This is a genomic window from Allokutzneria multivorans (assembly GCF_039537405.1).
GTDB classification, from domain to species: Bacteria; Actinomycetota; Actinomycetes; order Mycobacteriales; family Pseudonocardiaceae; genus Allokutzneria; species Allokutzneria multivorans.
In genome coordinates, this window is the sequence record NZ_BAABAL010000005.1 from 535,983 (window position 1) to 562,373 (window position 26,391).

A 26,391-nucleotide genomic window follows, 5' to 3' on the forward strand; every position below is an offset into this window, starting at 1 on the left:
CGGCGGTACTCATGCCGCCTCCGCTGGGAAGAGCACGTCGGCGGTGCTCACTCGGCCGCGCGTCCCTTCCGGCGAGAACGCCGAACGGTCACGGCGACATCGGTGAACTCCAACGGGATCGGCGCGTTGGGCTTGTGGATCGTCACCTCGGCGGCGTGCGCGCGCTCGTCCATCATCACGTCGTCGGCGACGCGGCCGGCGACGGTCTCGATGAGGTCGTAGGGCTTGCCGCCGACGATCTCCGCGGCGCGCTCGGCGAGGACGCCGTAGTGGAGCGTGTGCCGGAGGTCGTCGGTCTCGGCGGCGCGGGCGAGGTCGATCCAGACGGTGATGTCGACGACGAAGTCCTGACCGTCGCGCTTCTCGTGGTCGAAGACGCCGTGGTGGCCGCGCACCCGCAGCCCCGTCAACGTGATCCGGTCCGTCATCGGTCCTCCCAGCCTCGCGCCCACGCGGTCGCCACAGCCACGGCGTCCAGCGACCCAGCGACATCGTGCACCCGCACGCCCCACGCGCCCGAGGAGGCCGCCAGCGCGGTGATCGCGGCGGTGGCGAACTCCCTGCCGTCGGGCGGGCGCGGCGTCCCGTCGGCGTCGGCGAGCAGCGCGCCGAGGAACCGCTTGCGCGAGGCTCCGACGAGCAGCGGGAAGCCCAGCTTCACCAGCTCGTCCAGCCTGCGCAGCAGTTCCCAGTCCTGCCTGCGGCTCTTGGCGAACCCGAGCCCGGGATCGAGCACGATCGCGTCCTCGGCGACCCCGGCGGCGATGGCCACCTCGACCCGCGCGGTCAGCTCGGCGCCCACGTCGGACACGACGTCGGTGTAGCTGGCGAGCAGGTCCATCTCGGTGCTGTGACCGCGCCAGTGCATCAGGATCCACGGGCAGCCGGCCTCGGCCACCACGTGCGCCATCCGCTCGTCGGCCAAGCCGCCGGAGACGTCGTTGACCACGGTGGCACCGGCCTCCAGCGCCGCGACGGCGACTTCACCGCGCATGGTGTCCACACTGGTCCGCACGCCGTGCGCGGTGAGGTCGCGGATCACCGGGACCACGCGGGCGGCCTCGACGGCGGGAGCGACGCGCTGCGCGCCCGGCCGGGTGGACTCACCGCCGACGTCGATCAGGTCGGCGCCGCGGTGGAACATCTCGATGCCGTGCGCGACCGCGTCGTCGTGGTCGAGGTAGCGCCCGCCGTCGGAGAACGAATCGGGCGTGACGTTGAGGATGCCCATCACGGCGCACCGGCCGGTGCTGGGCAGGGCGGGGTGGCCCATCACCGGGCCTTGATCAGCGCGATGGCCTCGGCCCTTGTCGACGCGGAGTCGCGCATCAGCCCGCGCACGGCGGAGGTCGTGGTCAGCGCCCCTGCCTTCTTGATGCCTCTCATGCCCATGCAGAGATGTTCCGCCTGCATCACCACGATCACTCCGCGGGGGCGGAGCTTGCGCACGAGCGCGTCGGCGACCTGCGAGGTCAGCCGCTCCTGCACCTGCGGGCGCCGCGCGTACAGGTCGACCAGCCGCGCGAGCTTGGACAGCCCGGTCACCTGCCCCTGCGCGTTCGGGATGTAGCCGACGTGGGCCACGCCGTGGAAGGGCAGCAGGTGGTGCTCGCAGGTGGAGTACATCGGGATGTCGGTGACCAGGACGAGCTCCTCGTGGCTCTCGTCGAAGGTCTTGTCGAGCACCTCGTCCGGGTCCGTGCGCAGCCCGGCGAACAGTTCCTCGTAGGCCCGCGCGACCCGGGCCGGGGTGTCCCGCAGCCCCTCGCGTGTGGGGTCCTCCCCCACCGCGGCGAGCAGCTCGCGGACAGCGGCCTCGGCGCGCTCCCGGTCGAAGACCAGGTGCCCGCCGAGGCCGGGTGTGCCGTCGGTGTCGTTGCCGTTCAGCGCTTGCCGTCCTGGGGGTCGGCGTCGATCGAGCGCTGCACCTCTTTCTGCGTCTCCGGCTGCTGCTGCTCCGCCGGGCGCTCGGTGCTCGGCTGTTGCTGCCCGCTCCACGCCGCCGACGGGCCGCCGGGGGCGGTCGCCGGGGTCCAGCCGGGAGGCGCCCCGTAGTAGGGCGGTCCGGCCGCGTGCGGCTGGGCGGGAGCGGCCGGGTCGGCGTTCTGCTGCGCCTGCCACGCGGGCGGGTGCGGCTGCTGCGGACCACTGCCGTTCGGGCCGGGCGTCTCCCCGCTGCCGTGCGGCGGGCCGCCTGGCAGGTCGTTGCCGCCGGGGGCGGTGCCGACCGGGGTGGGCTCGGGCTCCTCGACGACCGGGGGCCAGGGCTCGCCGCGCTCGATGGCCAGCTCGCCCTTGGTCTTGATGGGCGGCTTGTCCGAGGGCGTGCGCCCACCGAAGTCGTTGAACGCGGTGATCCTCGGCCGCTTCTCCACCGTGGCGAAGACGCGCTCCAGGTCCTTGCGCTGCAACGTCTCCCGGTCGAGCAGTTCGACGACGAGCGAGTCGAGGACGTCGCGGTACTGGGACAGGATCTCCCACGCCTCGGTGTGCGCGACCTCGATGAGCTTGCGCACCTCCTCGTCGATCTCGTGCGCGACCTCCAGCGAGTAGTCCGGCTGGTGGCCCATCTGCCTGCCGAGGAACGGCTCGCCCTGGTTGGTCCCGTACTTCACGGCGCCGAGCTTGGCGCTCATGCCGTACTCGGTGACCATCGCGCGGGCGATCTTGGTGGCCTGCTCGATGTCGCTGGAGGCGCCGGTGGTGGGCTCGTGGAAGATCAGCTCCTCCGCCGAGCGACCGCCCATCGCGAACACCAGCCTGGCGATCATCTCGGAGCGGGTCATCAGCTCCTTGTCGTCCTCGGGCACCACCAGCGCGTGCCCGCCGGTGCGACCGCGCGGCATGATCGTGACCTTGTAGACCGGCTCCAGGTCGGGCATGGCCCACGCCGCGAGCGCGTGGCCCGCCTCGTGGTAGGCCGCGACCTTCTTCTCCTTCTCGGAGATGAGCCTGCTCTTGCGGGCCGGGCCGCCGACGACGCGGTCGACCGACTCCTCCAGCGCCTCGGCCGTGATGAGCTGGCCGTTGTGCCGCGCGGTGAGCAGCGCGGCCTCGTTGATCACGTTGGCCAGGTCGGCGCCGGAGAACCCGACGGTGCGCTTGGCCAGCGAGTCCAGATCGGCGTCCGGGCCGAGCGGCTTGCCCTTGGAGTGTACCCGCAGGATCGCCTTGCGACCGGAGAGGTCGGGCGCGGCGACGGGGATCTGCCGGTCGAAGCGACCGGGGCGCAGCAGCGCCGGGTCCAGGATGTCCGGCCGGTTGGTCGCGGCGATCAGGATGATCCCGCCGCGCGAGTCGAAGCCGTCCATCTCGACCAGCAGCTGGTTGAGGGTCTGCTCGCGCTCGTCGTGCCCACCGCCGAGGCCGGCGCCGCGGTGGCGGCCGACCGCGTCGATCTCGTCGACGAAGATGATGCACGGGGCGTTCTGCTTCGCCTGCTCGAACAGGTCGCGCACCCGGGAGGCGCCGACACCGACGAACATCTCGACGAAGTCCGAGCCGGAGATCGAGTAGAACGGCACTCCAGCCTCACCGGCGACGGCCCTCGCGAGCAGCGTCTTTCCGGTTCCCGGCGGTCCGTAGAGCAGGACGCCCTTGGGGATCTTGGCGCCGAGCGCCTGGTAGCGGCCGGGGTTCTGGAGGAAGTCCTTGATCTCGTAGAGCTCCTCCACCGCCTCGTTGGCCCCGGCCACGTCGGCGAAGGTGGTCTTCGGCATGTCCTTGGACAACTGCTTGGCCTTGGACTTGCCGAAGTTCAAGACCCGGCTGCCACCGCCCTGCGAGTTGTTCATCATCCACATCAGCAGGACGAGGACGAGGCCGACCGGTATCAGGTAGAGCAGCGCCGTCACCAGCAGCGACTCCTGGGTGACCTCGGTCTTCCAGCCGCCGGACATGTTCTTGGCGTTGGTCAGGGCCTGGACCAGCATCGTGTCCCCGCCGCGCGGGAACTGCGTGATCAGCCGGGTCTTGTTGCCGTCGACCGGGTTGTTCAGATCGAGTTTGAGCCGCTGTTCCTTGTCCTGGAGGATCGCGCTCTTGACGTTGCCGTTGTTGAGCTGTTCCAGGGCGCGGGAGGTGGGCACCTCCTCGTAGCCGCGGGTGTCGTCCAGCAGCACGCTGAAGGCGTAGAACAGCAGGAACGCCGCGAGAATCCAGATCAGCGGGTTCCGAAGCAGGCGCTTGCGGTCCATCAACTTGCGGCCGTCGGGCGGCCTCGCCCCTCCCTGACTTGCATGTCGGGTGACGGGCCGCCGAGTGGGGCACACGGAGTGTCCGGCTTTCGTCCGGCGACCGTCGTCCGACCAGCGTACCGCCCGAGCCGAGTCCCGCTCCGAAGCACGGCGCGGGACGACCCTGGCGAACCGGTCTCCCCAGGCAACGGGCGGGGGCGGCGGAGGGTTCCCGCGGTGGCGCGGTGACACCGGACACGCCCCCACCCGGCGGGTTCGCCCTGGTCACGTGGCGCAATCGTTATTGGCCTTTCCGAGTGAGCAAAGGCGAAGATGCTTCACTCCGACGAGTGAGCGTGGCAGTCTCCGTGCGCGCACAGCCCCGATTGCTCGTGCAAATGACTCACGGCCGAAACCCCTCCCCCGTTGGAAAGCCACAGGACCATGCCTGGCAGACACCACTTGCCCCGTCCCAGCAGTCGGATGAAGCGCGTCGCCCTGCCCCTCGGGGCCCTGCTCGGCGTCGCGGCGGCAGCGGCGACCACCGTCGTGGCGCTGCGGGGCTGGGGCGGCACCTGCACGGGTGAGCTGCCGGTCAACCTCGCGGTCACGGCGAACGCGGAACGCCCGCTGCGCGCCGTGGTCGAGGAACTTCAGGCCACCAGGCCTGCCGTCGACGGCCGCTGCGTGCACGTGAAGGTGTCGGTGAAGGCGGCCTCCGCCGTGGCCACCGAGCTGGTCAACGTGCTCCCCGGCGGCACCCGCACGCCGAACCTGTGGGTGCCCGACTCCGGGCTGTGGCCCGCGCGCGTGCTCCAGCAGGCGAGCAGCGCCAGCGGGCCCGTTCCCGAGCTGGACATCCGGGGTTCGCTGGCCAGCTCCCCGCTGGTGGTCGCCGCCAGCCTGCCGATGGTGGAGAAGCTGGGCGAGTCCACCGGCTGGCGCAAGCTCATCCAGGGCGGGGTGCCCGCGGTGATCGGCGATCCGACCAGCGCCACCGAGGGCCTGGCCACGCTGATGCTGATCCGCTCGCTGCTCGGCAACAACGACGGGACGCCCCGGCCGGAGCTGGTCGAGACGCTGATGAAGGTCGGCCGCAACGCCCTGCCGTCCATGCGCGACGCCTTCGCCAAGGTCGAGCAGGACCCGCTGACCGCACCCGCCTTCAGCACCACCGAGCAGTCGGTGATCGCCCACAACGCCGCAGCGGCGAACCGGGTCTCCGTCCGCTACGCGGAAGAGGGCACGTTGTCCATGGACCACCCGCTGGTCCGCGTGCGCTCACGGGGCGAGCCCGAGGGCTTGGAGAAGGCGTTGGACCTGGTCGAGGAGGCCCTTCGCGCGCCGGCCGCCGCGAAGCGCTTCGGCGACGCGGGGTTCCGCGATCCGCAGGGCGCCGCGGCGGCGGGCTGGGCGGAGCGCGACGGCGTGCGCGGCGCGGCCGCGAAGCTGGTGCCGACGCCGACCCCGGACCAGGCGGCCGAGGTCCTGCGCACCTTCAGCGCGGCGACGCTGGACGCGCGGATGCTCGCGGTGATCGACGTGTCCGGGTCCATGCAGGCCAGGGCGGGCAACGGGCAGACCAGGATGGAGCTGGCCAGGGACGCCGCGCTGACCGCGCTCGGCGTGCTCCCGGACTCCACCCAGCTGGGCCTGTGGATCTTCTCGACGAACCACTCCGGCAGCCAGGACTGGACGCAGCTGGTCGGGCTCGGGCCGCTGATGGAGCGGATGGACGGCGGTACCCGCAGGGACGCGCTGAAGGCCGCCGCGGCGAGCCTGACCGGCCGGACAAGGGGCGCGACCGGGCTCTACGACACGGCGCTGGCAGCGTGGCGGACCGTGCGCGCCGACCACGACCCCACCAAGGTCAACTCGGTGGTGCTGATCACCGACGGGCGCAACGAGGACCAGCAGGGGCTGGACCTGTCCGGGCTGTTGCAAACCCTGCGCGCGGAGGCGAACCCCGCGCAGCCGGTGCCGATCATCCTGATCGGGCTCGGCCCGGAGGTGGACATGGAGGCGTTGCAGCAGATCGGGACGGCAACGGGCGGCAAGGCCTACGCGGCGCGCGAGGCCGGTGACGTCCGGGGCGTGCTGGTGGACGCCGTCATCCAGCGCCGCTGCCGCCCGAACTGCTGACGCTTCAGTTCGAGTAGACCTTGGGGTCGAGCGTGCCGATGTAGGGCAGGTCGCGGTAGCGCTCGGCGTAGTCGAGGCCGTAGCCGACGACGAACTCGTTGGGGATGTCGAAGCCGACGTACTTCACCGGCACGTCCACCTGCACCGCGTCCGGCTTGCGCAGCAGGGAGCAGACCTCCAGCGAGGCGGGCCCGCGCGACTGGAGGTTCTTCAGCAGCCAGGACAGCGTCAGGCCGGAGTCGATGATGTCCTCGACGATCAGCACGTCGCGGCCGGTGATGTCGCGGTCGAGGTCCTTGAGGATGCGCACGACACCGGAGGAGGACGTGGCCGAGCCGTAGGAGCTGACGGCCATGAACTCCAGCTGCACCGGCACGGGCAGCGCGCGGGCGAAGTCGGTCATGAACATCACCGCGCCCTTGAGCACGCCGATGAGCAGCAGGTCGGAACCCTTGCCCTCGGGGTGGTCGTCGGCCACCTGCTTCGCCAGCTCAGCGATCTTGTCCTTGATCTGCTGCTCGGTCACGAGGACGGACGCGATGTCGCCGTCGTACAAGGCCGGACTCCCCTGCTAGCTACGGGTTCAGCCGCTCCGAGCCGGAGCCGCCCAGGTCGAGGTGAAGCCTGCCATGCGCGCGCTCGGCGACCAACCCACCGGGCAGCGCCACACCGCCCTGACCACGCCACTTGCCCACCAGCGCGTCGACGGAGCGCAGGTGCGCGTCGGTGACTTCGGTCACTCCGCCCGCCAGCAGCCAGGCCCTCAGCGCGCGCCGCCGGACGGCCGCGTGGGCCTGCGCCAGCTCGGAGACCTCAAGCTCGCGGCCGTCCTCCGCGCGCAGCAGCAACGCGGCGGCCAGCTCGTCCAGCGCCTCGCCGTCCTCGCGCACCTGCGCCGCCGTGCGGGCGAGCGCCTCGGCGACGCCACCGTGCAACACGTTCTCCAGCAGCGGCAACGCCTCGCGGCGGAGCCGGACCCTGGTGAACGCCGGGTCGAGGTTGTGCGGGTCCTCCCACGGGTCGAGCCCGAGCGCCGCGCACGCGGCCCGCGTGGTGCCCCGGCGCACTCCGAGCAGCGGTCGGCCCCAGGGCGGGTCCAGCGCGCGCATCCCGGCGATCGACCTCGCTCCGGAGCCCCGCCCCAGGCCGAGCAGAACCGTTTCGGCCTGGTCATCGAGGGTGTGTCCGAGCAGCACGACGCAGTCCGGGTCCGGCCGCGCGTCGAGCAGCGCCGCGTAGCGGGCCCGCCGAGCCGCCGCCTCCGGTCCGCCGGGCCCTTCCACGCGCACGGGGAGCACGCGGGCCACGATGCCCAGAGCGGAGAGCTGAGCGGCTGCCTTGGCCGCAACCTCGGCGGAGTCGGCCTGGAGACCGTGGTCGACGACGAAGCCGTGCACCACGACGCCCCGGCGCTGCGCGACGTGCGCGGTGGCCGCGGCGAGCGCCAGCGAGTCCGTGCCGCCGGAGCACGCGACCGCGACGTGCTCGCGCGGCTGGACGGCGTCGAGCAGGCGGCGCACAGCGAAGCGCACTGCGGCTACCGCCGGATCGGGTCCGCCCACGGGTCAGGCGTTCCGGTTCAGCCAGCGCGCCGGGTCGCCGATCTCCGCGCGCGTCGGCAGCGTCTCCGGCGAGGTCCACACGGTGTTGAAGCGCTCCATGCCGACGGCTCCGACGACGTGGTCGACGAAGGCCGAGCCCTGCGCGTACTGCCTGACCTTCGCGTCCACGCCGAGCAGCGCGCGCAGCAGCCGGTCCACGTTGCCGCGCGGACCGCGACGCACGCTGAAGCGCGCGCGGATCGTGCCGACGCTCGGCACGACGGCGGGCCCGACCGCGTCCATCACGTGCTCTGCATGCCCTTCGAGCAGCGTGGACAGCGCGAGAAGCCGGTCGAGCACCACGCGCTGCTCGGGGCTCTGGAGCAGTTCGAGCAGCCCGACGCTGTCCTTGTTGTCCTTCTCCGAGCGCGCGGTCTTCAGCGCTTCGGCCATGCGCGTCAGCACCGTCGCCGTGGACTCGTCCATGATCGACAACAGCTCGCCGACCTGGGACGCGAAGTACTCGCGCAGCCACGGGACGGCGGTGAACTGGAGCCGGTGGGTGGACTCGTGCAGGCACACCCACAGCGCGAAGTCGTCCTCGGGCACGCGCAGCGCCCGCTGCGTCGCCACGACGTTCGGCGCCACCACGAGCAGCCTGCCACCCGGGCCGTCCCCGCCGAACGGGTCGTACTGGCCGAGCACCCGTCCGCCGAGGTAGGCGAGGACCATGCCCGCCTGCACTCCGGCCGTGCGCGCGAGCACGTTGCCGCGCAGGCCGGGGCTGTTCCTCGGCAAGGCGTGATCGGTGAGCGCGGCCAGCCCCGCCGTCGCGGCGCGCACCCAGCCCGCCCTGTCGACCACATCGCCCGGCAACACGGGCAGGCCGTGGCCGAGCCCCGTCAGGTCGCGGACGTGCCGCTCCGCCTCGACGGTCTGCTCGCGCATCCGGCGGACCGCGTCACCGGCCTCCTCCTTCGGGATCACCGGCCCCGCGCTCATGAAGCGCTGAGCGGTGGCAGCGGCGATCCCCCAGTCGATGGGCCCCTGGCCCTCGACCGGCGGCATGTCGGGAGCGGCCGATCCGGCGTTCACCCCACCGACGCTACCTGTGGCCACCCCACCCGGGCATCAGCCAACCGGGCCGTCCGCGATCACGAGTTCGATCAGCGGCAGCCGCAGGAGCGCAGGGCGGAGGCCAGCACGTCCAGCGCGGCGCGCGCGTCGGCGTTGGCCCCGGTCCCGTTGCCCAGGAAAGCGAAGACCAGCAACTTCCCGTCCGAGTCCGTGACGAGCCCGGCGAGGCTGTTGATCCCGTTCAGCGTGCCGGTCTTGGCCCGCACCCAGCCCTTGCCCGCGGTCGCCGAGCCCGAGGCGTAGCGCTCGGCGAGCGTGCCGCTGCCCCCCGCGACCGGCAGGCCGGTCAGCAGCGCGCGCAGCTTGGCGGTCCGCTCGGCGGTCGGGCCGGTGGACGGGGCTGCCGCCGCGGCGAGCACGGAGCCGAGCAGCTTCGGAGTGATCTTGTTCTGCGTGGAGAGGCCGCTGCCGTCGACGAGGGTGCTCCCGGCGAGGTCGAAGCCGTTGCGGGACAGCACGTCGTGCACGGCCTTGGCCCCGCCCGCGAAGGACACCTCGCCACCGGCGGCCTTGGCGACCTGCCTGGCCATGGCCTCGGCGAGGACGTTGTCCGAGGTCAGCAGCAGTGTCTCGACGAGCTGGCGGATCGGCGGCGACTGCACTTCGGCGAGCACGCGGGCGGTGGGCGCGGCCGTGCCGGGGCTCGCGCCGCCGGAGACGCCGAGCCGCTCGGCGAGCTTGCCCGCCGCCGAGCGCGCCGGGGTGGTGGTCCGCGCGGAGTCGCCGTTGGTGATGACGAGCCGCCCGCCGTCGAGCATCACGGGCTCCATCGGCGCGGCGTAGTCATCGCCCTGGCCGTCCATGTCCGGGCCCTGCCAACCGGGCCCCTTGGTGTCGCCGCTGTAGGCGCTGGTGTCGACGAGGACCTTGCGGACCTGCTGGCCGTTGGTGGCCGCCTTGACCTTCGCGACCAGGTCGTCCAGCTTCGCCGCGCCCGGGTAGAACCCCTTGGCACCACCGGAGATCGTCGGGTCGCCGCCGCCGACCAGCACGATCGTGCCGGGCTCCGGTCCCTCGACGACCTTGGTGGTCAGCGTCGCCTGCGGGTCGAGCGCGAGCAGCGCCGCCGCCGACGTGATGATCTTGGCGGTGGAGGCGGGCGTCATCGCGGTGCCCGCGGACTTGTCCCACAGCACGTCACCGCTGGCCGGATCGACGACAGTGCCGCCGAGGGTGCCCAGCACCGACGCACCGGACGGCCCGGCGAGCGCGGACGAGACGCCCTGCTTGGTGGGGCTCGGCCCCTGCGCGCCGAGCGGGCGCAGAGCGGCGCGGACCTGGACGGGCGGAGCCGGGGCGGCGGTGGGGTCGGCGACCATGCCGCCGAGTCCGACCGCGCGCAGCGCCTGCGGCCCGTAGAGCGCTCCGCCGACGCCGAGTCCGGCCACCACGACGAGCGCGGTGAGCACCAGCCCGACGCGGCGCTTCTTCTTCGGCGTCGGGGACTCGGACTCGGCAGCGTCCGCTGTGTCTTCGGTCACGGGCGGCTCGGGCGGAGGGGCTGCCGGAGCGGCCTCCTCGGGCTTGCGCGAGGGCACCGTGGGACCGACCGGGAACACCTGGGGCTGGGGCTTGCCGGGCGGGACCGGACCGACGCGCATCGGCTGCGCGTGCGGCCTCTGCATGCGAACGGTTGCCTGGTCGAGGCCAGGTCCCTGTGGTTGCTGGAGCTTCCGCGTCGGCTCCTCCGGCGCGTCCCCACCCCGTGGCTGTCCAGCGTCGGACACCCGGCCTCCCGTGCGGTGTCGTGTGTGAACACAAGCGGTGAACACAAGCAATGTCACACAGTGGACGCCCCACTCGGATGCGGGTTCGGTGCGACTCTTGGTTCACACTAGACGTGTCTTGACATGGCCGTGCGGCACCGCCCTCGGTCGAACACAGCAGTCACTGCACAGAACAAAGGCGAGCGAGGAAGCGCGTGGAGTTCGACGTCACGATCGAGATCCCCAAGGGCAACCGGAACAAGTACGAGGTGGACCACAAGACCGGTCGCATCCGTCTTGACCGCACCCTGTTCACGGCCACCCAGTACCCGGCCGACTACGGCTTCGTGGACAACACACTGGGCGAGGACGGGGACCCGCTCGACGCGCTCGTGCTCGTCCAGGAGCCGACCTTCCCGGGTTGCCTGATCCGCGCCCGCGCGATCGGCATGTTCCGGATGACCGACGAGAAGGGCGGGGACGACAAGGTCCTCTGCGTCCCGGCGGACGACCCGCGCACCGAGCACCTGCGCGACATCCACCACCTGAGCGAGTTCTACCGCCTGGAGATCCAGCACTTCTTCGAGGTCTACAAGGACCTGGAGCCGGGCAAGAGCGTCGAGGGCGCGACCTGGGTCGGCCGCACCGAGGCCGAGGCCGAGATCAAGCGGTCCTACGACCGCGAGCTGGAGCGGCTGGCCGAGGAAGGCCCGCACGGCGAAGGCCACTGAGCGAACGGGCACTGAGCCTGAACGCACGAAGGGCGCCTCCGGAACTTCCGGGGGCGCCCTTCGCTGTGGTGGGAACTGCCGGTCAGTGCGTCAGTGCGCGGCGGCCGCGCGGGCCTCGGCGGCCCGTGCCTGCATGCCGGACTGCGTGGACAGCGGCTTCTCCTTGAGGAACCAGATCAGGATGAAGGCGCCGACCATGACCAGGCCGCCGACGAGGAACACCGTGTCCATGGCGCTGGAGAAGCCCTCCAGGAACGGACGGGCCAGCCTCGGGTCGAGGTGGTTGAGGAAGGTGGTGTCATCGAGCGAGGGACCGCCGCCCGCCGCACCGTTCTGCATCATGTCCAGCACCGGCCGGTTGGCCGGGTTGGCCAGCACGGTCGGGTCGCTGAGCGCGGCGCGGAAGTCCACCGAGCCCGCCGCCGTCCGGAAGGAGTCGGCGATCCGGTCGCCGACGACGCCGAAGAGCACGGACAGGAAGGCCGCGGCGCCGATGGTGCCGCCCATCTGCCGGAAGAAGGTCGCCGACGCGGTCGCGACGCCCATGTCCGACGGCGGCACGTCGTTCTGCACCGCCAGGACCAGGGTCTGCATGCAGAGGCCGAGGCCCGCGCCCATCAGCACCATCACCGCGGAGGTCAGCCACAGCGGGGTGTCGACGCCGATGTTGCTCCAGACCAGCATCGCCACGATCATCGCCGCGATGCCGATGATCGGGAACACCTTGTAGCGCCCGGTCCGCGCGGTCATCGAGCCGCTGACACCGGAGGCGACCATGATCCCGAAGGTCAGCGGCAGCATCAGCAGACCGGCTTCGGTCGGCGAGGCGCCCTTGACGATCTGCAGGTACAGCGGCAGCGAGAGCAGACCGCCGAACATGCCGACACCGACGATGAAGTTGAGCGCGTTGCCGACGCTGAACACCGAGCTGCGGAACAGCCGCAGCGGCAGCAGCGCCTCGTCGCCCGCGCGCCGCTCGGCGAAGATGAACAGCACGATGCCGATGACCGACAGCGCGATCAGGCTCAGCGAGGTGAACGAGGTCCAGCCCCACTCGCGGCCCTGTTCGGCGACCACGAGCAGCGGCACGAGGCCGAGGGACAGCATCGCCGCGCCGAGGTAGTCCACGCGGTGGTCGACCCGCTTGTGCGGGATGTTGAGCACGCGGCTCACCACGACCAGCGCGATGATGCCGACCGGCAGGTTGATCAGGAAGACCCAGCGCCAGCCGTCGATGCCGACGAAGTCGTTGAGGCCTGCGAAGAAGCCGCCCGCGACCGGGCCGAGCACGCTGGAGGTGCCGAAGACGGCCATGAAGTAGCCCTGGTACCGGCTGCGCTCCCTGGGCGGGACGATGTCCGCCAGGATCGCGAAGGCCAGCGACATCAGGCCACCGGCGCCCAGTCCCTGCACGGCGCGGGCCCCCGCCAGCTCGTACATGTTGGACGAGATGCCGCAGAGCGCGGAGCCGATCAGGAAGATCGAGATCGCCGCGAGGTACATCGGGCGGCGGCCGTAGATGTCGGAGAGCTTGCCGTAGATCGGCGTGGAGATGGTGGCGGTGATCAGGTACGCGGTGGTCGCCCACGCCTGGATGGTCTGACCGTGCAGCTGGTCGGCGATGGTGCGCATCGCGGCCGAGACGATGGTCTGGTCCAGCGCTGCGAGCAGCATGCCGAGCAGGAGCCCGGAGAGCACGACGAGGACCTGCCGATGGCTCAGTCCTCCGTCGGAGTCCGCGGGCGCCGCGGCGGCGCGCGTTGCGGAGTCGGACATCAGTGGTTCCCCTCTTCCGAGCTTCCCTGGCGGTTGAACTCGGCGATAGCGATAGGCATGTAGTCCTCGTAGTCGCCCGCGAAGCGCGAGAGCAGCTCCACGAACAGCCGACGGTCCTCGGCCGCCCAGTCCGCCACCATCCCGGCAATGGCCCCATTGCGGCGGTGGCGGTGCAGTTTAAGCAGCTCAAGGCCCGTGTCGGTGGCCGCGAGCAAAGTTGCCCGCCCATCGACCGGGTCGGCCCTGCGTTCCACGAGGCCGTCCTTGACGAGTTGCGCGACCTGCCGGCTGATGGTGGACGGGTCGGAGTGCACGGCCTCGGCGAGCGCGCTCGACCGGGTCGGCCCCTGTCCGACGAGGGTGGCCAGCAGGATGAAGGAGGACTTGTCCAGCCCACCGTTCCTGGAGGCGTGACCGGCGATGCACGCCTGGACCCGGTTCAGCCGGACCAGTGCCATCCCGAGCTCGTCGGCGATCGCCAGGTCGGCCTCGGTGGGCGCCGCCGTGTCGGTCGCGGAAGGAGTCACGCTTGCCTCGCTTGATTGCATCAGCCAACTAGTTGCTGGGTACAAGCATGCGATGCACCGGGTTCTCTTAGCAACTGAAATATGCTGTGGGAGAACTCTCACGCACCCACGGTCACCGGAGCCTCACTCCTCGCAGCATCGATGACCTGGCTCAACAGCCCTCGCGAGTGGTTCAGCGCGGCGATCTCGCCGTCGATCCGCCGCCGCTGCGCGGCCAGGTCCTCGACCAACCCGGCGCACGGCACGACGCGCGGCCCCTCGATCCGCATGCACGGCAGCATCCTGGCGATGGTCTCCGTGTTGAGCCCGGCGTCGAGCAGCGAACGGATCACGCAGACCGTTCGCACCGCCTCGGCGTCGTACTCGCGGTAACCGTTGCCCTTGCGCACGGCGACCAACAGGCCCTGGCGCTCGTAGTACCGCAGCGAACGCGGGCTGGCCCCCGTGCGCTCGGCCAGCTCTCCGATCAGCACTCCGACCCCAACGACGGCACCCGGCGCGGACATTCCCGAACCGGACCTGGCCAAGCGTTGTTACTCGCGAGTAATGTCCGTGGGCATGAGCGTGGACACCAGCCAGGTCGGCGAAATGATGCGACAGATCGTCCCGTGGGTGCGCACGGTGGGCATCCAGTTCCTGGAGGCGGGACCGGAGAAGGTGGTCGTCGAACTGCCCGATCTCGAGGAGAACCGCAACCACGTCGGCGGGCCGCACGCGGCCATGATGTTCGGCGCCGCCGAGACCGCCTCCGGAGCGCTGGTCGCGGCCGCGTTCATCGAGCAGCTGGCCATCGCGACGCCGCTGCCGACCAAGGGCGAGATCACCTACGCCAAGCTCGCGCGCGGTCGTCTCACCGCGACCGCCGTGCTGGGCAGGCCGGCCGCCGACGCGATCGCGGAGCTGAAGGCGGGCATCCGCCCCGACGTCCCCGTGCACGTGACGATCAACGACGCCGAGGGGCTGGAGACCGGGCGGCTGGACATCGTCTGGACCCTGAAACCGCACTCCAAGGGCTAAACGGGTACTCCACAGCCGTTCGGGCAAACGTCATCTAGTTGGAGGTATACCCCGTTTCTTCTTCACCCCCAGACTGGTTTGCGAGCGGACCGCACCGACCAGTTCTCTGGAGGTGATAACCGTGGTCTACGCGCTGACCTGGATGCCAGGAGTCCTGCGCGAAGCCGGCCTGGACGTGGTGGAGATCGGCGGCTGGCAGAACCGGGGACACGGCAACTTCTCCGATGTCCGGGGTGTGCTCCTGCACCACACCGCCGGACCGGCGAGCGGGAACTTCCCCTCGCAGGGCGTGCTCGTGAACGGCCGTCCGGGCCTGGCCGGGCCCCTGTGCAACCTCGGACTCGGACGGGACGGCACCTGGTTCGTCGTCGCCGCCGGCCTCGCGTACCACGCGGGCGCCGGCTACGCGTCGTGGTGCGGGAGGGACAACGGGAACAACCACCTGATCGGCGTCGAAGCGGAGTCGACAGGTCGCGGCGACTGGACCTCGGCCCAGCACGAGTCGTACCCGCGCGGCGTCGCGGCGCTGCTCGGGCACGTCGGGCTGGGCCCGGACCGAGCGCTGGCACACAAGGAGTGGGCCCCCAACCGCAAGATCGACCCCGCCGGCTGGCCCGGCGACATGGGCGGCTTCCGGGGCTCCGTCGGGGAATGGATGGAGGGTGGCATGCCAAGCCCAGAGGAGATCGCCACGGCGGTGTGGAGCCACATCCTGGCCCAGCCGGACAAGCCGGAGAACAAGCAGGCCGCGTGGGTGTGGCTGACCTACGCCAACGTCGCGGCCTGGATGGCGGCGGACGGCCTGCCGCAACTGCCTGCGGCGGTGTGGAACCAGGTGCTGGACAACCCGGACGACCCGAACATCAAGCACGCCGCGTGGGTGTGGCTGACCTACGCGAACCTCGCGGCGTGGAAGGCGGCGGGCCAGCCGAACCAGCCCTCGGAGATCAAGGACGAGGACATCAACAAACGATTGGCGAGCGCGGCGGCCGACACCGTCCAGCAGCGGCGGGGTGAGCTGACCGATGAGCAGCTCGCGGCGGTGGCGCGGGCAGCGCAGGAGGAGCTAGACCGCCGCAAGGCCGCCTGACACGATCGGCGTCCCGATCCGGACGGCGTCGGCGAACTCGCGCCCGGAGTGACCGGGTGCGCGGAAGCACAGAACGGTGCCGGCGGTGGTGATCGTGACGGTCAGGCCCAGCCAGCCGCCGGTCACCACGCTGGCGATCTGCGGGTAGAACACCGAGACCGCCCAGCCACCGTGCGCGACAGCGACCATGCGCCGCGTCGTGGCCGCGAGGAGCACGTCCCCGATCCCTGGCGACAGCCCCGCGGCCACGGCGCGGATGCGCTCGTCCCGCTCCAGCATGGTTTCCAGGGCGTGGGCCAGTGGCCCGTGCCGCGACCGTCTCCGGCGCGACATGACGGAGAGTGGCTCCGCGAGGTCTGAACGCATGACCGAGGAGTGTTCGCCGTCACACTTTTGGCGGCTATCAGCCATTTGGATGCTTTACCGGTCATGAAGCTGCACCTATCACTCAAGGACGACGTGCCAGTTCTTGGCGCGCGGGTGCAGCACGCGCACCAAACCCTCCCCCTCGGCGTCGAGTTCGCGGCGCGCGGCCTTGGTGATCTTGCCGAACGGCTGGAGCGTCAGCGTGGCCTCGCCGCGCTTGAGCTCGCTCCCCCAGAGCCCTGCCACCAGGCCGTCCACCAGGAACGTCGGCAGCACGCGCAGGTTCGCCTTCATGTAGACGGCCGACCGGTGCTCATCAGGCAGCACGCGCTGCCGTCGTTTCGCTTCGTACGCAAGCAAAACGCTGTCGAAGGGCGCGAGAAACCGCGCCGGAGCAACGGTTTCCGCGTCCGGCCTCGGCGCGTCCGGGAGGTCGTAGAGCGGGCGCCCCGCCTCGTCGGTGAACCGCAGCAGATCTCCTTGCGCTTCAAGCATTTTGCGCACCGGAGGCACCTTCCAGCCCATCCAGTACGCCGTGTCCTCAGCCGTTACTGGCCCGAAAGCCCTTATATGGCAACGCACAACGGCTTCGAGTGCTTCTTCGCCGTCGGGCCCTTCCCCTGGCGGGCACGGCGCGGTGCGGTGCGCCTCCGGCGCCTTCGTCCCCCACTCCCCGCTCGCTGGCCACCGCATGAAGTCACTCGTCGCGCGGAACGGCCGCCACTTGCGATCCCGTTGGAACACATGCTCTTCATCCGCGATCGCCCCCGGATTCGCGCTCACCCAGTCCTCGATGAAGGCACACGACTCCTCCACGGTCCGCGTCACGCCGTCTGTGTACTCGCGCAACGCTTTCCGGAGGTCCTCGCCATTCGACTCCGCTTTGGTCCGCTGCCACGCGTTGAGGCCGCCGTCCTGCACCACCATCGAGTAGTACGGCTGCTCCCGCGCCGTCACCGCGTGCAGCGTCCCGCGCAGGAACTGCCCCGTCACCAGCTCCTGCCGCTCGAACGCGCTGTACAGCTCGTCCGGCTCGAAGTCGTGCATCCGCGTCCACAGCGCGACCGGCAGCGCGCCCCACTGCTGCGCTTGGAGCGCTCCGATCGACTCGACGACGTCCGTCAACGGCGCGCGCCACCGCTCCAACAGCCCCTGGCGCGCCAGGAGCGCGCGATTCTGTTCGACCAACGAGAGCCGTTCACCCATGCTGGGAAAGCTAGCTCCGCCCACCGACACTCGCCGGAGGAACCGCATGCTCGTCGCCGCCGTGAGCCGCAACGCCACCTACTCGTTCAGCAAGCCCAACCACGAGTCGATCACACTGCTCGCCGGGCTCGGTGTCGACGGCGACGCGCACATGGGCGAGACCGTCAAGCACCGTTCGCGCGTCGCCCGCGACCCCAGCCAGCCGAACCTCCGCCAGGTCCACTTCATCCACGCCGAGCTGCACGACGAGCTGGCCGAAGCGGGCTACAGCGTCGGCCCCGGCGAGCTCGGCGAGAACATCACCACGCGCGGCATCGACCTGCTCGGCCTGCCCACCGGCACGCTGCTGCACGTTGGGGCAAACGCGGTGGTGCGCGTGACCGGCCTCCGCAACCCTTGCGTCCAGATCGACCGGTTCCAGAAGGGCGTCCTGCCCGCCGTGCTCGGCCGCGACTCCAACGGCGATGTCGTGCGCAAGGCCGGAATCATGGGCGTCGTGGTGACAGGCGGCGAGGTCCGCCCCGGCGACCAGATCCGGGTCGAGCTCCCCGCTCAGCCCCACGAGCGGTTGGAGCCCGTCTGATGACCTACGCCGATGTCTCGTCGCTGGCTGCCTCGAACGATTTCTCCGGCGTCATCTCCGTCAGCCGCGGCGATTCCGTCGAGTTCGCCGAGGCCTACGGCTTCGCGCACCGCGGCTACGGCATCCCCAACGAACTCGACACCCGCTTCGCGATCGCCAGTGGCACCAAGGGTTTGACCGCGCTGGCCGTGATGAGCCTCGTCGCCGACGGCACGCTCAGCCTTTCCACTACCGCGCGGTCGCTGCTCGGCGACGACCTGCCGCTCATCGACTCCGCCGTGACCGTCGAGCACCTCCTCGCCCACCGCTCCGGCATCGGCGACTACTTCGACGAGGACGCCGGTGGCGACATCAACGACTACGTGCTCCCCGTGCCCGTCCACGCGCTCGCCACCACGTCGGACTTCCTCGCCGTGCTCGACGGCTTCCCCACCAAATTCGCCCCCGGCACCGATTTGTCGTACTGCAACGGCGGCTACGTCGTCCTCGCCCTCATCGCCGAGCGCGCGAGCGGCATTCCCTTCCACGACCTGGTGCTTTCCCGCGTCTGCAAACCAGCGAACATGTCCGACACCGAGTTTCTGCGCTCCGATTCGCTTCCTGGCCGCACGGCTCTCGGCTACCTGGCCGCTACCGGACTGCGCACCAACGTCCACCACCTGCCCGTGCGCGGCAACGGCGATGGCGGCATCTACTCCACCGCCGCCGACTTCCGCGCTTTCTGGCCCGCGTTCTTCTCCGGCCGCATCGTCCCGCCCGCTGTGGTCGCCGAGATGGTCCGCCCCCGCAGCTCCAACTCGTACCTGCGCTGCGGCCTCGGCTTCTGGATGCACCTCACCCGGGACGTTCTCCAGTTGGAGGGCTACGACGCCGGCGTTTCGTTCCGCAGCGCCCACGACCCCGCCACGGGCCTCACCTACACCGTCATCTCCAACACCTCCGACGGCGCTTGGCCCATCGCCCGCGCGCTCAACGAACTCCTGCTTGACCCATCTCCCAGTCGATGAAGGCCCCGATCATCGCCCTCCACACCGCTTCCGCCACCTCAGGCGCCAGCCCTTCCTCCACCGCCCTTTTCCGCGCCAAGGCCACCACCTCTTCCACCCGCCCCGGCGCCCGCACCGCGTGCTCATCGGCCTTGAACACCGCCGCCGCGCGCACAAGCCCTTGACGCTCCGCCAACTTCCCGATCAGCTCCGCGTCCAGCTCATCGATCCGCGCCCTAACCTCAGCCAACGTTTTCGGTTCAGCCATCACGCGATCCTCGCATGCCGTGACGCAATGGATTCGGGACCACGACGGCGAGGTGCTTCGCCACGTAAACCTGCTCGGCCTCATCAAATCTGGCGCACGGCCCGACAGTCGTTCCCGCTCAAACCTGCCGACAGAGGGGTATAGATGGTCACCGTTCGCCCTTGCGAGGAACAAGACATCGCCTTGCTACAAAAGCACATTCCCACGCCAGGCCAACCCGCTCGTCACGCCACGCGGTTCGAACGCCAGCAACTCGGTCAGAGCACATTCCTCATCGCATGGCTCGACGAACGCCCCGTCGGCGCAGGCGAGATCTTCTGGAACGGCTGCGCAGCTCCTGAGATCAACAAGCACTACCCCACCTGCCCAGAACTCAACGGCCTCGACGTCTGGCCGCCCGAACTCCGGTCCCACGGCATCGGCACAACCCTCATCTCCTTCGCCGAAACCCTTGTATGCCAACGCGGCCACCACCAGATCGGCCTAGGCGTGGAAGACGGAAACACCCAAGCCGCCGCCCTCTACCTCCGTCTCGGCTACCAGGAAACCGGCCTCCACTACCTCGACCGCTACCAGTACACCGACGACGACGGAAACCTTTACGACATCGCCGATCCCGCGCGGTTCCTCGTGAAGTCCCTGATGCTGGCATGATTTCCCAGATGACTCACCCTGCTGAGGAGTCCTGGGATCGCGTCGTCACTTGGCTGCACCGCAACGTGCCCGTATCCGCAGCCCACATCGGCCGACCCGCGACCAAGAACGAAATCGCCGTCGTCGAGGCCCTTCTCAACCGAGAGCTACCCGCCGATCTCCTCGCATGGTGGCGCCGATCCTGCGGTGTAACCGACTTCATCAAGGGCCGCCTGATCCCCGGCTTCGCCCCCTTCACGGCAGACGAAGCGATCGAGCACCGCGAGGAAATGCTCGACATCGCTCCTTGCGACGACGCCGCCGAAACCGCAGCCCTCGCAGCCGACCCCGCTGGCTCAGCATGCACCTTCTGGCTCCCAGTGTGGCTCCCCCTCGCGCACAACGGCGGCGGCGACTACCTCTTCGTCGACCTACGCTCCGGCCCTCTCCACGGCTGCGTCATGCAGTGGGAAAAATACGAAGCCGCAGTGTCTGAGCCCAGCTGGCCAAACACCGCAACCATGCTCGCCGAGATCGCCCACTCTCTCGACCACAACACCGACATCACCGGCTACCAACCCGAAGCCCTCGACGACGGCACCCTCGACTGGGTCTGACCGCACGCAACTCTCGGCTCCCGCGTTCCGCAGCCCTTTGAAGCGCAGAACACCGGGAGTTTGCCGGTCTTCAAGACCGCCAAACCCCGCTGTCGATCATCGTTAACCGCCTCAAACCCCGATACGGCCAGGGGTTTGCGGGTCTTGAAGACCAGCGAACCCGACGGCTGGCAGGACACCACCGTCTACCGCTTGACGTTGAGGATCTGCTCAAGCGTCATCGGCCGCAAGAAGATCGCACAGATTGGTCATTTACTTGACCTGAAGAGACGTCGAACGCGATAAGTCTTCGGAACTCAGCGCCAATGCCAGCTAGATTCTACGTAAAATAAGGTTCTCGACGACTCTGTAAGCCATGCTGGATGCGAAGTCTGATCGAAGAGTGGATGTCCAATTCGTCCAGCCGTTCAAGCTGAACCCAGTGGACTTCCTTGGATTCGCTACTGGTGCGGAGGTCACCGCCGACTGGTCGGGCGCGGAAGCAGATCGAAAACTCTTGGCGGACTTCGCCGTCGTCGTAGGCGATGACGTGAGTGGGGTCGGAGTAGAGGCCGATGAGACCGGTAACCTCGACGTGGATGCCGGTCTCCTCCTCTGTTTCGCGGACGGCGGTCTGGGTGAGGGTTTCGCCGGGTTCCTGGCCGCCGCCGGGGAGGCCGTACTTGTCGTTGTCGGTGCGGCGGATCATGAGGATGCGGCCGCGCGAATCTTGGACGAAGACACTGACGGCAGGGCGGATGCTGTTGACCTTCGGGGCGTTGGGGTCGTTGACGTAGTCCACGCGGCCCATGTAGCTCCCTAGAACGTCGCTGGCTTGGACAGTTTCCAGACGTGTTCGAAGCTCTCAGAGTAGGACTCGAACAACTCGCCTGCAGTGAGGCGACGCAGGTGCAAGGCGGGCGCGTGTGCACCTTGAAAGCCATAGATGTGCGTGTTGACGACCATCTCGTCGTCGAAGCGGAAGATCGAGTTGTAGAGCGTGGTCTTGTGGAAGCGCATCTCGATGCCCTCGACGCCTTGCAGGGGGCGGTAGAAGGCCAGGGCGTTGCGGATGCGGGACCCGAGCGTGCCCTTTCCTAGCTGCTCTTCTTCACTGCGGCGGGCAACGTCACGGCTGGCTGGGTCACCGAAGTTCAGGCGGATTCTGGCTCCGGCCTCGGCCTTGCGCACGAGGTCGCGGACGAAGGTCGGGCGCTCGATCAGGAAGATCGCGGCATGGACCAGCACCTCAACGTGCTCAGTGGCGTTGGTGATCAGGTGGTCCCACAGGTCCGCAGGGATGGAGTTGCGGTGCGGGTAGAGCTTGACCAACTCCGACTCGGTGATCCGGGCTTTGCGTTCGGGGACAACGGCATCCGGCCAGAGGTAGGTCTCGGTCTCGCGGACCATCGACGCGATCACGTGGCGATGGCGCGGATAGGGCGTGCGGCCCTTGGTGATCCAGCGTTCGACGGTCTTCTGATCGACCCCGGTTGCCTCGGCGATCTGCTCGTAGCTGAGGCCATTGCGGGCCAGCGCGTCTCGTAGCCGTTCGTTCGCCATGCCCCCTCCGAGGGACGACTAGGACGCGAATGGACGCGAGACGTCTCAAAAAGTCCTACAGCGCGGTGCCGGTGTCTCGGGATTTCGGTTGCTCTGATGACGTGGCGACAGGAGACCGGTGGGATGCAGCGATGAAGGTCGAGACGCTGAGGGAAGCGCACGAAGTCTTGCGGCGTCTGCGGCCTGTGCCGGGCGCACAGCAGCCTGAACTCTGGCGGGAGTTTTACCGGCGTAGCGAGCAGGTCTACGCGCACGTTGCCGACATCGACCGTCGCCACCATCACGAAGCGCTGTACTGGGTCAGCCATGAGCGGCAGAAGGCCGCGGAGTTTGAGGAGGCCCGGACATGAACCAGGGCGCCTCCCGGTGGGAAGCGCCCTGGTCCTCGCTGAGCCGCCTAAGGGAATCGAACCCTTGACCTACGCATTACGAGTGCGTCGCTCTGGCCGACTGAGCTAAGGCGGCGAGGCGTGACAAGTGTAGCGGGCGGACGGCCAGGTTCCGAACAGGTATCCCACAAGGCCCTGAGCTGCGGCAACGAACCAGAGCGTCACCCTTCGGGCACATCGGTCGTTGAGCACGGCGTGGTGCTCTGCGTCACACCAGCCCGCGAGGAGGACACCCGCCGATGCGTGCCCGCCGATTACCTCTGACCGTCGCCCTGCCGACAGCGGCGTTGCTGACAGCGCTCTGCGCGGCGCCGGCGCTCGCGGCCCCGCCGACGACGCCGGTGCCGACACCGGTCGACCCGAGCCAGCCGCCGTTCACGAACCCGAACCCGACGCCGCAACCGGGGCCGATCATCGGGGACGCGGGGGCGGGGCTCGGGCTGGTGCGGGTCTTGCCGGGGTCGGTGCAGACGGACGCGCCGGGGTTGACGGACGAGCAGGAGAAGAAGCTGCCGAAGCAGGCGGCGGGCGAGTTCGGCGTGGGGTTGGCGATCGCGCAGGGGAACTCGCACGCGGTCTACGCGCACGACAGGGCGATCGCGGAGTCCTCGCCGTTCGGGTTCGCCTTGGGTGGCAGGGCGCCGCGGACGCCGGGGGCGTTGGCGCAGACGGCGAGCCCGGACAACGCGAAGCCGACGGTGGGTGGGCTGACGCCGCCCGCGAACCCGTTGCTGAACATCGGCCTGGTGGAGGGCTCGGTGCACGCGCGCTGGGACGACAAGCTCGGGCCGTGCGTGGAGCCGGTGGCGGACGCGAAGACCTCGGTGGCGAGCCTGTCGGCGATCAACACGATCCCTTCCCTGCCAAGGATTTCCGACCTCAGCTCGATCGCGGCGGGCAAGGTGGACCTGATCGAAGCGGTGAAGGGGCTGGCCGCGCCGCTGAGCCAACTGGGCGGACTGCTCACGGCGAACGGCTCGTTGGTGCGGCTGCCGGAGACGATGAGCGCGCAGTCGACGGTGCGGCTGGTGGACGTGCCAGACCACAAGGGCAAAGCGGTGAGCGCGGTCTCGACGGTGCAGCTGGCAAGCATCCAGGTGCTGGCGGGGACACCGCAGGAGATCAGGATCGACGTGGTCAGCAAGCCGACGCTGACGGCGCTGTCCACGGGCGACGCGAAAACGTCGAAGGTGACGTACACGGCGCCGGTGCTGCGGGTGTCGCAGGGCGGAAAGACGCTCGGCACGCTCGACGCGGCGAATCCGAGGCTGGACGTACCGGTCGGGATTCCGTTGCCAGGCCTGGGAAATCTGCCGATCGTCGGTGCTGGCGCACGCAAGCTCGACATCGGTGTGCTGCGCCTGGAAGTGGGGCAGCTCAAGGAAAAGCGCGACGGCAGCTCCGTCGGAGCGGTGGCGAGGCTGATGGACTTGCAGCTGCTGCCAACGGACGCGCTGGCACTGCCGGGACTTCCCGCAGCGCTCGCGCAGGTCGCATTCGGCGAGCAGGTCGCGCGCGCGTCGGCACCGCCAGGAGGCGTGGTGTGCAAGGCGATCACGCCGACCAGCACGCAGGGCGTCGCCTCGCCGGAACCGCAGGGATCGCCGCCCGGCCCCGAGCTGGCGTACACCAGCGCGGCCTACCAAACGGTTCCCCTGTTCTGGACGGGAACGTTCCTGTTGCTGGTCGGCGTGATCATGGTGGCGGCCCTGCCTGACCGCCGCCGTACCTAGAGCCCGATCGCGGCGCCGAGCTCAGCGGGGCGGAACAGCCTCAGCAACGCCTCGACGTAGTAGTAATCGCCGTAGGGCAGCGACACCTCGATGCCGCCCTCAGCACTGCGATGACGAGTTCCTCGCGCAACGATCGCCTCGGCGCGCGAGGACTTCGTCGTGAGACAGGTGTCAGTGATCGCGTTGAGCACGGACACCGCCGTGTCGCGATAGCGGTTGTTGCCGGTGATCTTGGCGAGGTCCAGCAGCGCGCACGCGGTGATGGCCCCCGCCGACGAGTCGCGGATGTCGTGCGGCGCGTAGGGCGAGCGGTAGTCCCAGATAGGCACGGGATCGGTGCGCAGGTACGGCAGGACGTGATCGGCCAACTTCGTTGCCACGTCGAGGAACTCGCGCTGCCCGGTCCGCCGGTAGACGGTGGTGAACCCGTACATCGCCCAGGACTGCCCGCGCGACCAGCACGAGGTCGGGCTGTAGCCCTGCACGGTGTTCGGCCCGATCGGCGCTCCGGTCGCCGGGTCGAAGTCGTAGACGTGCGGTGTGGAGCCGTCTGGGCGCAGGAAGTACTTCGCGGTGGTCCTGGCGTGCTCGACGGCGATCGTGGAGTACTTGGCGTCCCCGGTTTCCTTGCTGGCGAAGAACAACAGGTCCAGGTTCATCATCGTGTCGATGATGACGCGGCCCGCGTTGCCGGGGTCGTTGATGTGCCCCCAGGCGCGGAGGAACTTGCCCTTGGCGTTGTAGCGCCGGATCAGCGAGTCCGACGCCTGGATCGCGCCGTCGCGCCACGCGCGCTCACCGGTGAGCCGGTAGGCGGTGACCCACGACGGGTAGAACAGGAAGCCGAGGTCGTGCGTTCCCAGGTCGGTCCGGCGCGGAGCCAAGCGCTGCGCGGACTCCTCGGCCAGCCGCCGGAACAGCGGGTCCTTGGTCTCCACGTGCGCGAGCCAGAGCAGGCCGGGCCAGAAGCCGCCCACCCAGCCGCCGCCGTCGGTGTAGATCCACTTCTCGAACTTCGTCTCCTCCGGGAACCGGGTGATGCCCGGCGCGACGGCGCGCAGCTTGCGCACCGAGTAGTCGAGGCCGTCTCGCAAAGCCCTCGGCGCGGCCTGGGCGGTCCCACCGGCCAGCGGAAGGCCGAGGGTCGTCGCCGCCGCTGCGGCACCGCCGAGGACCAGCCTCCTGGAAAGCGCTGTCATCACTGCCCTTTCGTCGCGGCGGCGGCTTTGGGGCGGAAATGGGGAGTCGCGAGGCGGCTTCGCACAAGCCTTGTTCCGTCGGGCGGAACGTAGTTCCATGTGCTGCGAACGACATCGTGGCATCGACCGCAGGCGCGCGGAAGGGGCCAACCGGGCTTGAGGCGGAGGTAGCGCATGGCGGTACGGCACGGCCGGACCAGCTTTCCTTTCACACTGGTGAAATCGCCCGCCGAGAACCCGGGAGCGGCGCCAGCTGGAGTCCACAGTGGACGTTGCTGAGCTGTTCTCGCTCCGCGGCCGGACCGCGCTGGTGACCGGCGCCCGCACCGGTATCGGCAGGGCCGTGGCGATCGGGCTCGGAGCGGCGGGGGCGGATGTCGTCCTGCTCGGCCGGACCGACGACCTCGACGAGGTGGATGCCGAGGTCAGGGCGACCGGCGCGGACACGAAGCGCCTGGTGCTCGACCTGAGCGACCCGAGCGCGGTCGGCCCGGCGATCGCCGAACTGCTGGCCGAACGACAGGTCGACGTGCTGGTCAACAACGCCGGGATGATCCACCGCGAGCCCGCCGCCGAACTCGGGCTGGAGCAGTGGCGGCGCGTGCTGTCGGTGAACCTGGACTCGGCGTTCGCGCTCGCCCAGGCCGTGGGCGGGCCGATGCTGGCGCGAGGCAGCGGGAAGATCATCAACATCGCGTCGCTGCTGAGCTTCCAGGGCGGCATCCTGGTCTCCGGCTACACGGCGAGCAAGCACGCGCTGGCCGGGCTGACCAAGGCGCTGTCCAACGAGTGGGCCGAGCGCGGCGTCCAGGTCAACGCCATCGCCCCCGGCTACATCCGCACGAACAACACCGCTCCCCTGCTGGTGGACCCCGTGCGCGAGCCCGCGATCCGCTCCCGCATCCCCGCAGGTCGTTGGGGCGAGCCGCACGACGTCGTCGGCGCGGCGGTGTTCCTGGCGTCCTCGGCGTCGGACTACGTCAACGGGCACACGCTCGTCGTCGACGGCGGCTGGCTCGGCCGCTGA

28 protein-coding genes and 1 tRNA gene are annotated in these 26,391 nt (G+C 69.8%); 11 read left to right on the forward strand and 18 right to left on the reverse strand.

Annotation, left to right across the window (positions count from 1 at the left end):
• Window positions 1–47 precede the first annotated feature (47 nt).
• The 4 genes from folB to ftsH are packed head-to-tail and all read right to left on the reverse strand — an operon-like array spanning window position 48 to window position 4,196.
• Complete coding sequence (gene folB / locus ABD798_RS06465; protein WP_344871623.1) at window positions 48–428, reverse strand: dihydroneopterin aldolase; 381 nt, start codon at window positions 426–428, stop codon at window positions 48–50.
• Complete coding sequence (folP, locus tag ABD798_RS06470; protein ID WP_344871625.1) at window positions 425–1,273, reverse strand: dihydropteroate synthase; 849 nt, start codon at window positions 1,271–1,273, stop codon at window positions 425–427. Before folP ends, folB begins: the two co-directional genes overlap by 4 nt.
• Window positions 1,273–1,887 (reverse strand): GTP cyclohydrolase I FolE, encoded by a 615-nt coding sequence (gene folE / locus ABD798_RS06475; protein ID WP_344872904.1) that lies wholly within the window; start codon window positions 1,885–1,887, stop codon window positions 1,273–1,275. Before folE ends, folP begins: the two co-directional genes overlap by 1 nt.
• Window positions 1,884–4,196, reverse strand: a complete 2,313-nt coding sequence (gene ftsH / locus ABD798_RS06480; protein WP_344871627.1) for an ATP-dependent zinc metalloprotease FtsH — start codon at window positions 4,194–4,196, stop codon at window positions 1,884–1,886. The genes folE and ftsH overlap by 4 nt, the downstream gene beginning before the upstream one ends.
• A 462-nt stretch (window positions 4,197–4,658) precedes the next feature.
• Between ftsH and ABD798_RS06485 the strand changes: the two genes are divergently transcribed.
• Window positions 4,659–6,317, forward strand: a complete 1,659-nt coding sequence (locus ABD798_RS06485) for a substrate-binding domain-containing protein (protein WP_344871629.1) — start codon at window positions 4,659–4,661, stop codon at window positions 6,315–6,317.
• A gap of 4 nt (window positions 6,318–6,321) precedes the next feature.
• On the opposite strand, the gene hpt is transcribed toward ABD798_RS06485, so the two are convergent.
• The 4 genes from hpt to dacB form a co-directional block, all read right to left on the reverse strand.
• Entirely contained in the window at window positions 6,322–6,873 is a 552-nt protein-coding gene (gene hpt, locus ABD798_RS06490; RefSeq protein ID WP_344871631.1) for a hypoxanthine phosphoribosyltransferase, read from the reverse strand.
• Between the two features lie 19 nt (window positions 6,874–6,892).
• On the reverse strand, window positions 6,893–7,879 hold the full coding sequence (tilS, locus tag ABD798_RS06495; protein WP_344871633.1) for a tRNA lysidine(34) synthetase TilS: 987 nt from the start codon (window positions 7,877–7,879) through the stop codon (window positions 6,893–6,895).
• Between the two features lie 3 nt (window positions 7,880–7,882).
• Window positions 7,883–8,926, reverse strand: coding sequence for a zinc-dependent metalloprotease (locus ABD798_RS06500; protein ID WP_344872906.1), 1,044 nt, complete (start codon window positions 8,924–8,926; stop codon window positions 7,883–7,885).
• 98 nt (window positions 8,927–9,024) lie between these two features.
• Window positions 9,025–10,620, reverse strand: coding sequence for a D-alanyl-D-alanine carboxypeptidase/D-alanyl-D-alanine endopeptidase (gene dacB, locus ABD798_RS06505; protein ID WP_344871635.1), 1,596 nt, complete (start codon window positions 10,618–10,620; stop codon window positions 9,025–9,027).
• A 296-nt stretch (window positions 10,621–10,916) separates the two neighbouring features.
• On the opposite strand from dacB, the gene ABD798_RS06510 reads away from it, so the two are divergent.
• Window positions 10,917–11,432: an inorganic diphosphatase gene (locus ABD798_RS06510; RefSeq protein ID WP_344871637.1), complete on the forward strand. Its 516-nt coding sequence runs from the start codon at window positions 10,917–10,919 to the stop codon at window positions 11,430–11,432.
• Between the two features lie 90 nt (window positions 11,433–11,522).
• On the opposite strand, the gene ABD798_RS06515 is transcribed toward ABD798_RS06510, so the two are convergent.
• The 3 genes from ABD798_RS06515 to ABD798_RS06525 all read right to left on the reverse strand — a co-directional run bounded on the left by ABD798_RS06515 (window position 11,523) and on the right by ABD798_RS06525 (window position 14,241).
• Window positions 11,523–13,208 carry an MDR family MFS transporter gene (locus ABD798_RS06515; RefSeq protein ID WP_344871639.1) on the reverse strand — a complete coding sequence of 562 codons (1,686 nt, stop codon included), beginning with the start codon at window positions 13,206–13,208 and terminating at the stop codon, window positions 11,523–11,525.
• Complete coding sequence (locus tag ABD798_RS06520; protein WP_344871641.1) at window positions 13,208–13,735, reverse strand: MarR family winged helix-turn-helix transcriptional regulator; 528 nt, start codon at window positions 13,733–13,735, stop codon at window positions 13,208–13,210. Before ABD798_RS06520 ends, ABD798_RS06515 begins: the two co-directional genes overlap by 1 nt.
• A gap of 98 nt (window positions 13,736–13,833) precedes the next feature.
• The gene (locus tag ABD798_RS06525) at window positions 13,834–14,241 is read right to left on the reverse strand and encodes a MerR family transcriptional regulator (protein WP_344871643.1); all 408 of its coding nucleotides are present in this window, start codon (window positions 14,239–14,241) and stop codon (window positions 13,834–13,836) included.
• 52 nt (window positions 14,242–14,293) lie between these two features.
• Between ABD798_RS06525 and ABD798_RS06530 the strand changes: the two genes are divergently transcribed.
• Window positions 14,294–14,752: a DUF4442 domain-containing protein gene (locus ABD798_RS06530; protein WP_344871645.1), complete on the forward strand. Its 459-nt coding sequence runs from the start codon at window positions 14,294–14,296 to the stop codon at window positions 14,750–14,752.
• A 121-nt stretch (window positions 14,753–14,873) separates the two neighbouring features.
• Window positions 14,874–15,842 (forward strand): N-acetylmuramoyl-L-alanine amidase, encoded by a 969-nt coding sequence (locus ABD798_RS06535; RefSeq protein ID WP_344871647.1) that lies wholly within the window; start codon window positions 14,874–14,876, stop codon window positions 15,840–15,842.
• On the opposite strand, the gene ABD798_RS06540 is transcribed toward ABD798_RS06535, so the two are convergent.
• Complete coding sequence (locus ABD798_RS06540; protein WP_344871649.1) at window positions 15,819–16,208, reverse strand: hypothetical protein; 390 nt, start codon at window positions 16,206–16,208, stop codon at window positions 15,819–15,821. The genes ABD798_RS06535 and ABD798_RS06540 overlap by 24 nt on opposite strands.
• 78 nt (window positions 16,209–16,286) lie before the next feature.
• Entirely contained in the window at window positions 16,287–17,414 is a 1,128-nt protein-coding gene (locus tag ABD798_RS06545) for a winged helix DNA-binding domain-containing protein (protein ID WP_344871651.1), read from the reverse strand.
• 46 nt (window positions 17,415–17,460) lie between these two features.
• Between ABD798_RS06545 and ABD798_RS06550 the strand changes: the two genes are divergently transcribed.
• Both ABD798_RS06550 and ABD798_RS06555 read left to right on the forward strand, forming a co-directional pair.
• On the forward strand, window positions 17,461–17,997 hold the full coding sequence (locus tag ABD798_RS06550) for an MOSC domain-containing protein (protein WP_344871653.1): 537 nt from the start codon (window positions 17,461–17,463) through the stop codon (window positions 17,995–17,997).
• A complete protein-coding gene (locus tag ABD798_RS06555) occupies window positions 17,997–19,004 on the forward strand; it encodes a serine hydrolase domain-containing protein (protein ID WP_344871656.1) in 1,008 nt (335 codons plus the stop codon). The genes ABD798_RS06550 and ABD798_RS06555 overlap by 1 nt, the downstream gene beginning before the upstream one ends.
• On the opposite strand, the gene ABD798_RS06560 is transcribed toward ABD798_RS06555, so the two are convergent.
• On the reverse strand, window positions 18,967–19,251 hold the full coding sequence (locus ABD798_RS06560) for a chorismate mutase (RefSeq protein ID WP_344871658.1): 285 nt from the start codon (window positions 19,249–19,251) through the stop codon (window positions 18,967–18,969). The genes ABD798_RS06555 and ABD798_RS06560 overlap by 38 nt on opposite strands.
• Window positions 19,252–19,395: 144 nt before the next feature.
• On the opposite strand from ABD798_RS06560, the gene ABD798_RS06565 reads away from it, so the two are divergent.
• Together ABD798_RS06565 and ABD798_RS06570 are read left to right on the forward strand one after the other, a co-directional pair.
• Window positions 19,396–19,905 (forward strand): GNAT family N-acetyltransferase, encoded by a 510-nt coding sequence (locus ABD798_RS06565; RefSeq protein WP_344871660.1) that lies wholly within the window; start codon window positions 19,396–19,398, stop codon window positions 19,903–19,905.
• Window positions 19,902–20,501, forward strand: coding sequence for an SMI1/KNR4 family protein (locus tag ABD798_RS06570; RefSeq protein WP_344871662.1), 600 nt, complete (start codon window positions 19,902–19,904; stop codon window positions 20,499–20,501). The genes ABD798_RS06565 and ABD798_RS06570 overlap by 4 nt, the downstream gene beginning before the upstream one ends.
• A 319-nt stretch (window positions 20,502–20,820) precedes the next feature.
• Here ABD798_RS06570 and ABD798_RS06575 read toward each other — a convergent pair whose 3' ends face one another.
• Both ABD798_RS06575 and ABD798_RS06580 read right to left on the reverse strand, forming a co-directional pair.
• Window positions 20,821–21,291: an NUDIX hydrolase gene (locus tag ABD798_RS06575; protein WP_344871664.1), complete on the reverse strand. Its 471-nt coding sequence runs from the start codon at window positions 21,289–21,291 to the stop codon at window positions 20,821–20,823.
• Between the two features lie 8 nt (window positions 21,292–21,299).
• The gene (locus tag ABD798_RS06580) at window positions 21,300–22,043 is read right to left on the reverse strand and encodes a DUF5919 domain-containing protein (RefSeq protein ID WP_344871667.1); all 744 of its coding nucleotides are present in this window, start codon (window positions 22,041–22,043) and stop codon (window positions 21,300–21,302) included.
• A 131-nt stretch (window positions 22,044–22,174) separates the two neighbouring features.
• On the opposite strand from ABD798_RS06580, the gene ABD798_RS06585 reads away from it, so the two are divergent.
• Complete coding sequence (locus tag ABD798_RS06585) at window positions 22,175–22,393, forward strand: AMED_5909 family protein (RefSeq protein WP_344871669.1); 219 nt, start codon at window positions 22,175–22,177, stop codon at window positions 22,391–22,393.
• Between the two features lie 41 nt (window positions 22,394–22,434).
• Here ABD798_RS06585 and ABD798_RS06590 read toward each other — a convergent pair.
• Window positions 22,435–22,508: transfer RNA gene (locus ABD798_RS06590), tRNA-Thr, on the reverse strand.
• Between the two features lie 163 nt (window positions 22,509–22,671).
• Here ABD798_RS06590 and ABD798_RS06595 point away from each other — a divergent pair.
• Window positions 22,672–24,165 (forward strand): hypothetical protein, encoded by a 1,494-nt coding sequence (locus tag ABD798_RS06595; RefSeq protein ID WP_344871671.1) that lies wholly within the window; start codon window positions 22,672–22,674, stop codon window positions 24,163–24,165.
• Here ABD798_RS06595 and ABD798_RS06600 read toward each other — a convergent pair.
• Window positions 24,162–25,364, reverse strand: coding sequence for a glycoside hydrolase family protein (locus tag ABD798_RS06600; RefSeq protein WP_344871673.1), 1,203 nt, complete (start codon window positions 25,362–25,364; stop codon window positions 24,162–24,164). The genes ABD798_RS06595 and ABD798_RS06600 overlap by 4 nt on opposite strands.
• A gap of 265 nt (window positions 25,365–25,629) precedes the next feature.
• On the opposite strand from ABD798_RS06600, the gene ABD798_RS06605 reads away from it, so the two are divergent.
• Window positions 25,630–26,391 carry an SDR family oxidoreductase gene (locus ABD798_RS06605; protein ID WP_344871675.1) on the forward strand — a complete coding sequence of 254 codons (762 nt, stop codon included), beginning with the start codon at window positions 25,630–25,632 and terminating at the stop codon, window positions 26,389–26,391.

Bases quoted from the DNA above. Each gene is read 5' to 3' on its own strand.
- ABD798_RS06565 (WP_344871660.1), top strand. From the start codon at position 19,396: ATGGTCACCGTTCGCCCTTGCGAGGAACAAGACATCGCCTTGCTACAA.
- ABD798_RS06560 (WP_344871658.1), bottom strand. From the start codon at position 19,251: ATGGCTGAACCGAAAACGTTGGCTGAGGTTAGGGCGCGGATCGATGAG.
- folP (WP_344871625.1), bottom strand. From the start codon at position 1,273: ATGGGCCACCCCGCCCTGCCCAGCACCGGCCGGTGCGCCGTGATGGGC.
- ABD798_RS06575 (WP_344871664.1), bottom strand. From the start codon at position 21,291: ATGGGCCGCGTGGACTACGTCAACGACCCCAACGCCCCGAAGGTCAAC.
- ABD798_RS06530 (WP_344871645.1), top strand. From the start codon at position 14,294: ATGAGCGTGGACACCAGCCAGGTCGGCGAAATGATGCGACAGATCGTC.
- ABD798_RS06595 (WP_344871671.1), top strand. From the start codon at position 22,672: ATGCGTGCCCGCCGATTACCTCTGACCGTCGCCCTGCCGACAGCGGCG.
- ABD798_RS06585 (WP_344871669.1), top strand. From the start codon at position 22,175: ATGAAGGTCGAGACGCTGAGGGAAGCGCACGAAGTCTTGCGGCGTCTG.
- ABD798_RS06550 (WP_344871653.1), top strand. From the start codon at position 17,461: ATGCTCGTCGCCGCCGTGAGCCGCAACGCCACCTACTCGTTCAGCAAG.
- ABD798_RS06525 (WP_344871643.1), bottom strand. From the start codon at position 14,241: ATGTCCGCGCCGGGTGCCGTCGTTGGGGTCGGAGTGCTGATCGGAGAG.
- ABD798_RS06485 (WP_344871629.1), top strand. From the start codon at position 4,659: ATGAAGCGCGTCGCCCTGCCCCTCGGGGCCCTGCTCGGCGTCGCGGCG.
- ABD798_RS06500 (WP_344872906.1), bottom strand. From the start codon at position 8,926: ATGCCGCCGGTCGAGGGCCAGGGGCCCATCGACTGGGGGATCGCCGCT.
- ABD798_RS06600 (WP_344871673.1), bottom strand. From the start codon at position 25,364: ATGACAGCGCTTTCCAGGAGGCTGGTCCTCGGCGGTGCCGCAGCGGCG.
- dacB (WP_344871635.1), bottom strand. From the start codon at position 10,620: ATGCAGAGGCCGCACGCGCAGCCGATGCGCGTCGGTCCGGTCCCGCCC.
- ABD798_RS06570 (WP_344871662.1), top strand. From the start codon at position 19,902: ATGATTTCCCAGATGACTCACCCTGCTGAGGAGTCCTGGGATCGCGTC.
- ABD798_RS06545 (WP_344871651.1), bottom strand. From the start codon at position 17,414: ATGGGTGAACGGCTCTCGTTGGTCGAACAGAATCGCGCGCTCCTGGCG.
- ABD798_RS06555 (WP_344871656.1), top strand. From the start codon at position 17,997: ATGACCTACGCCGATGTCTCGTCGCTGGCTGCCTCGAACGATTTCTCC.
- ABD798_RS06540 (WP_344871649.1), bottom strand. From the start codon at position 16,208: ATGCGTTCAGACCTCGCGGAGCCACTCTCCGTCATGTCGCGCCGGAGA.
- ftsH (WP_344871627.1), bottom strand. From the start codon at position 4,196: ATGGACCGCAAGCGCCTGCTTCGGAACCCGCTGATCTGGATTCTCGCG.
- ABD798_RS06515 (WP_344871639.1), bottom strand. From the start codon at position 13,208: ATGTCCGACTCCGCAACGCGCGCCGCCGCGGCGCCCGCGGACTCCGAC.
- folB (WP_344871623.1), bottom strand. From the start codon at position 428: ATGACGGACCGGATCACGTTGACGGGGCTGCGGGTGCGCGGCCACCAC.
- ABD798_RS06580 (WP_344871667.1), bottom strand. From the start codon at position 22,043: ATGGCGAACGAACGGCTACGAGACGCGCTGGCCCGCAATGGCCTCAGC.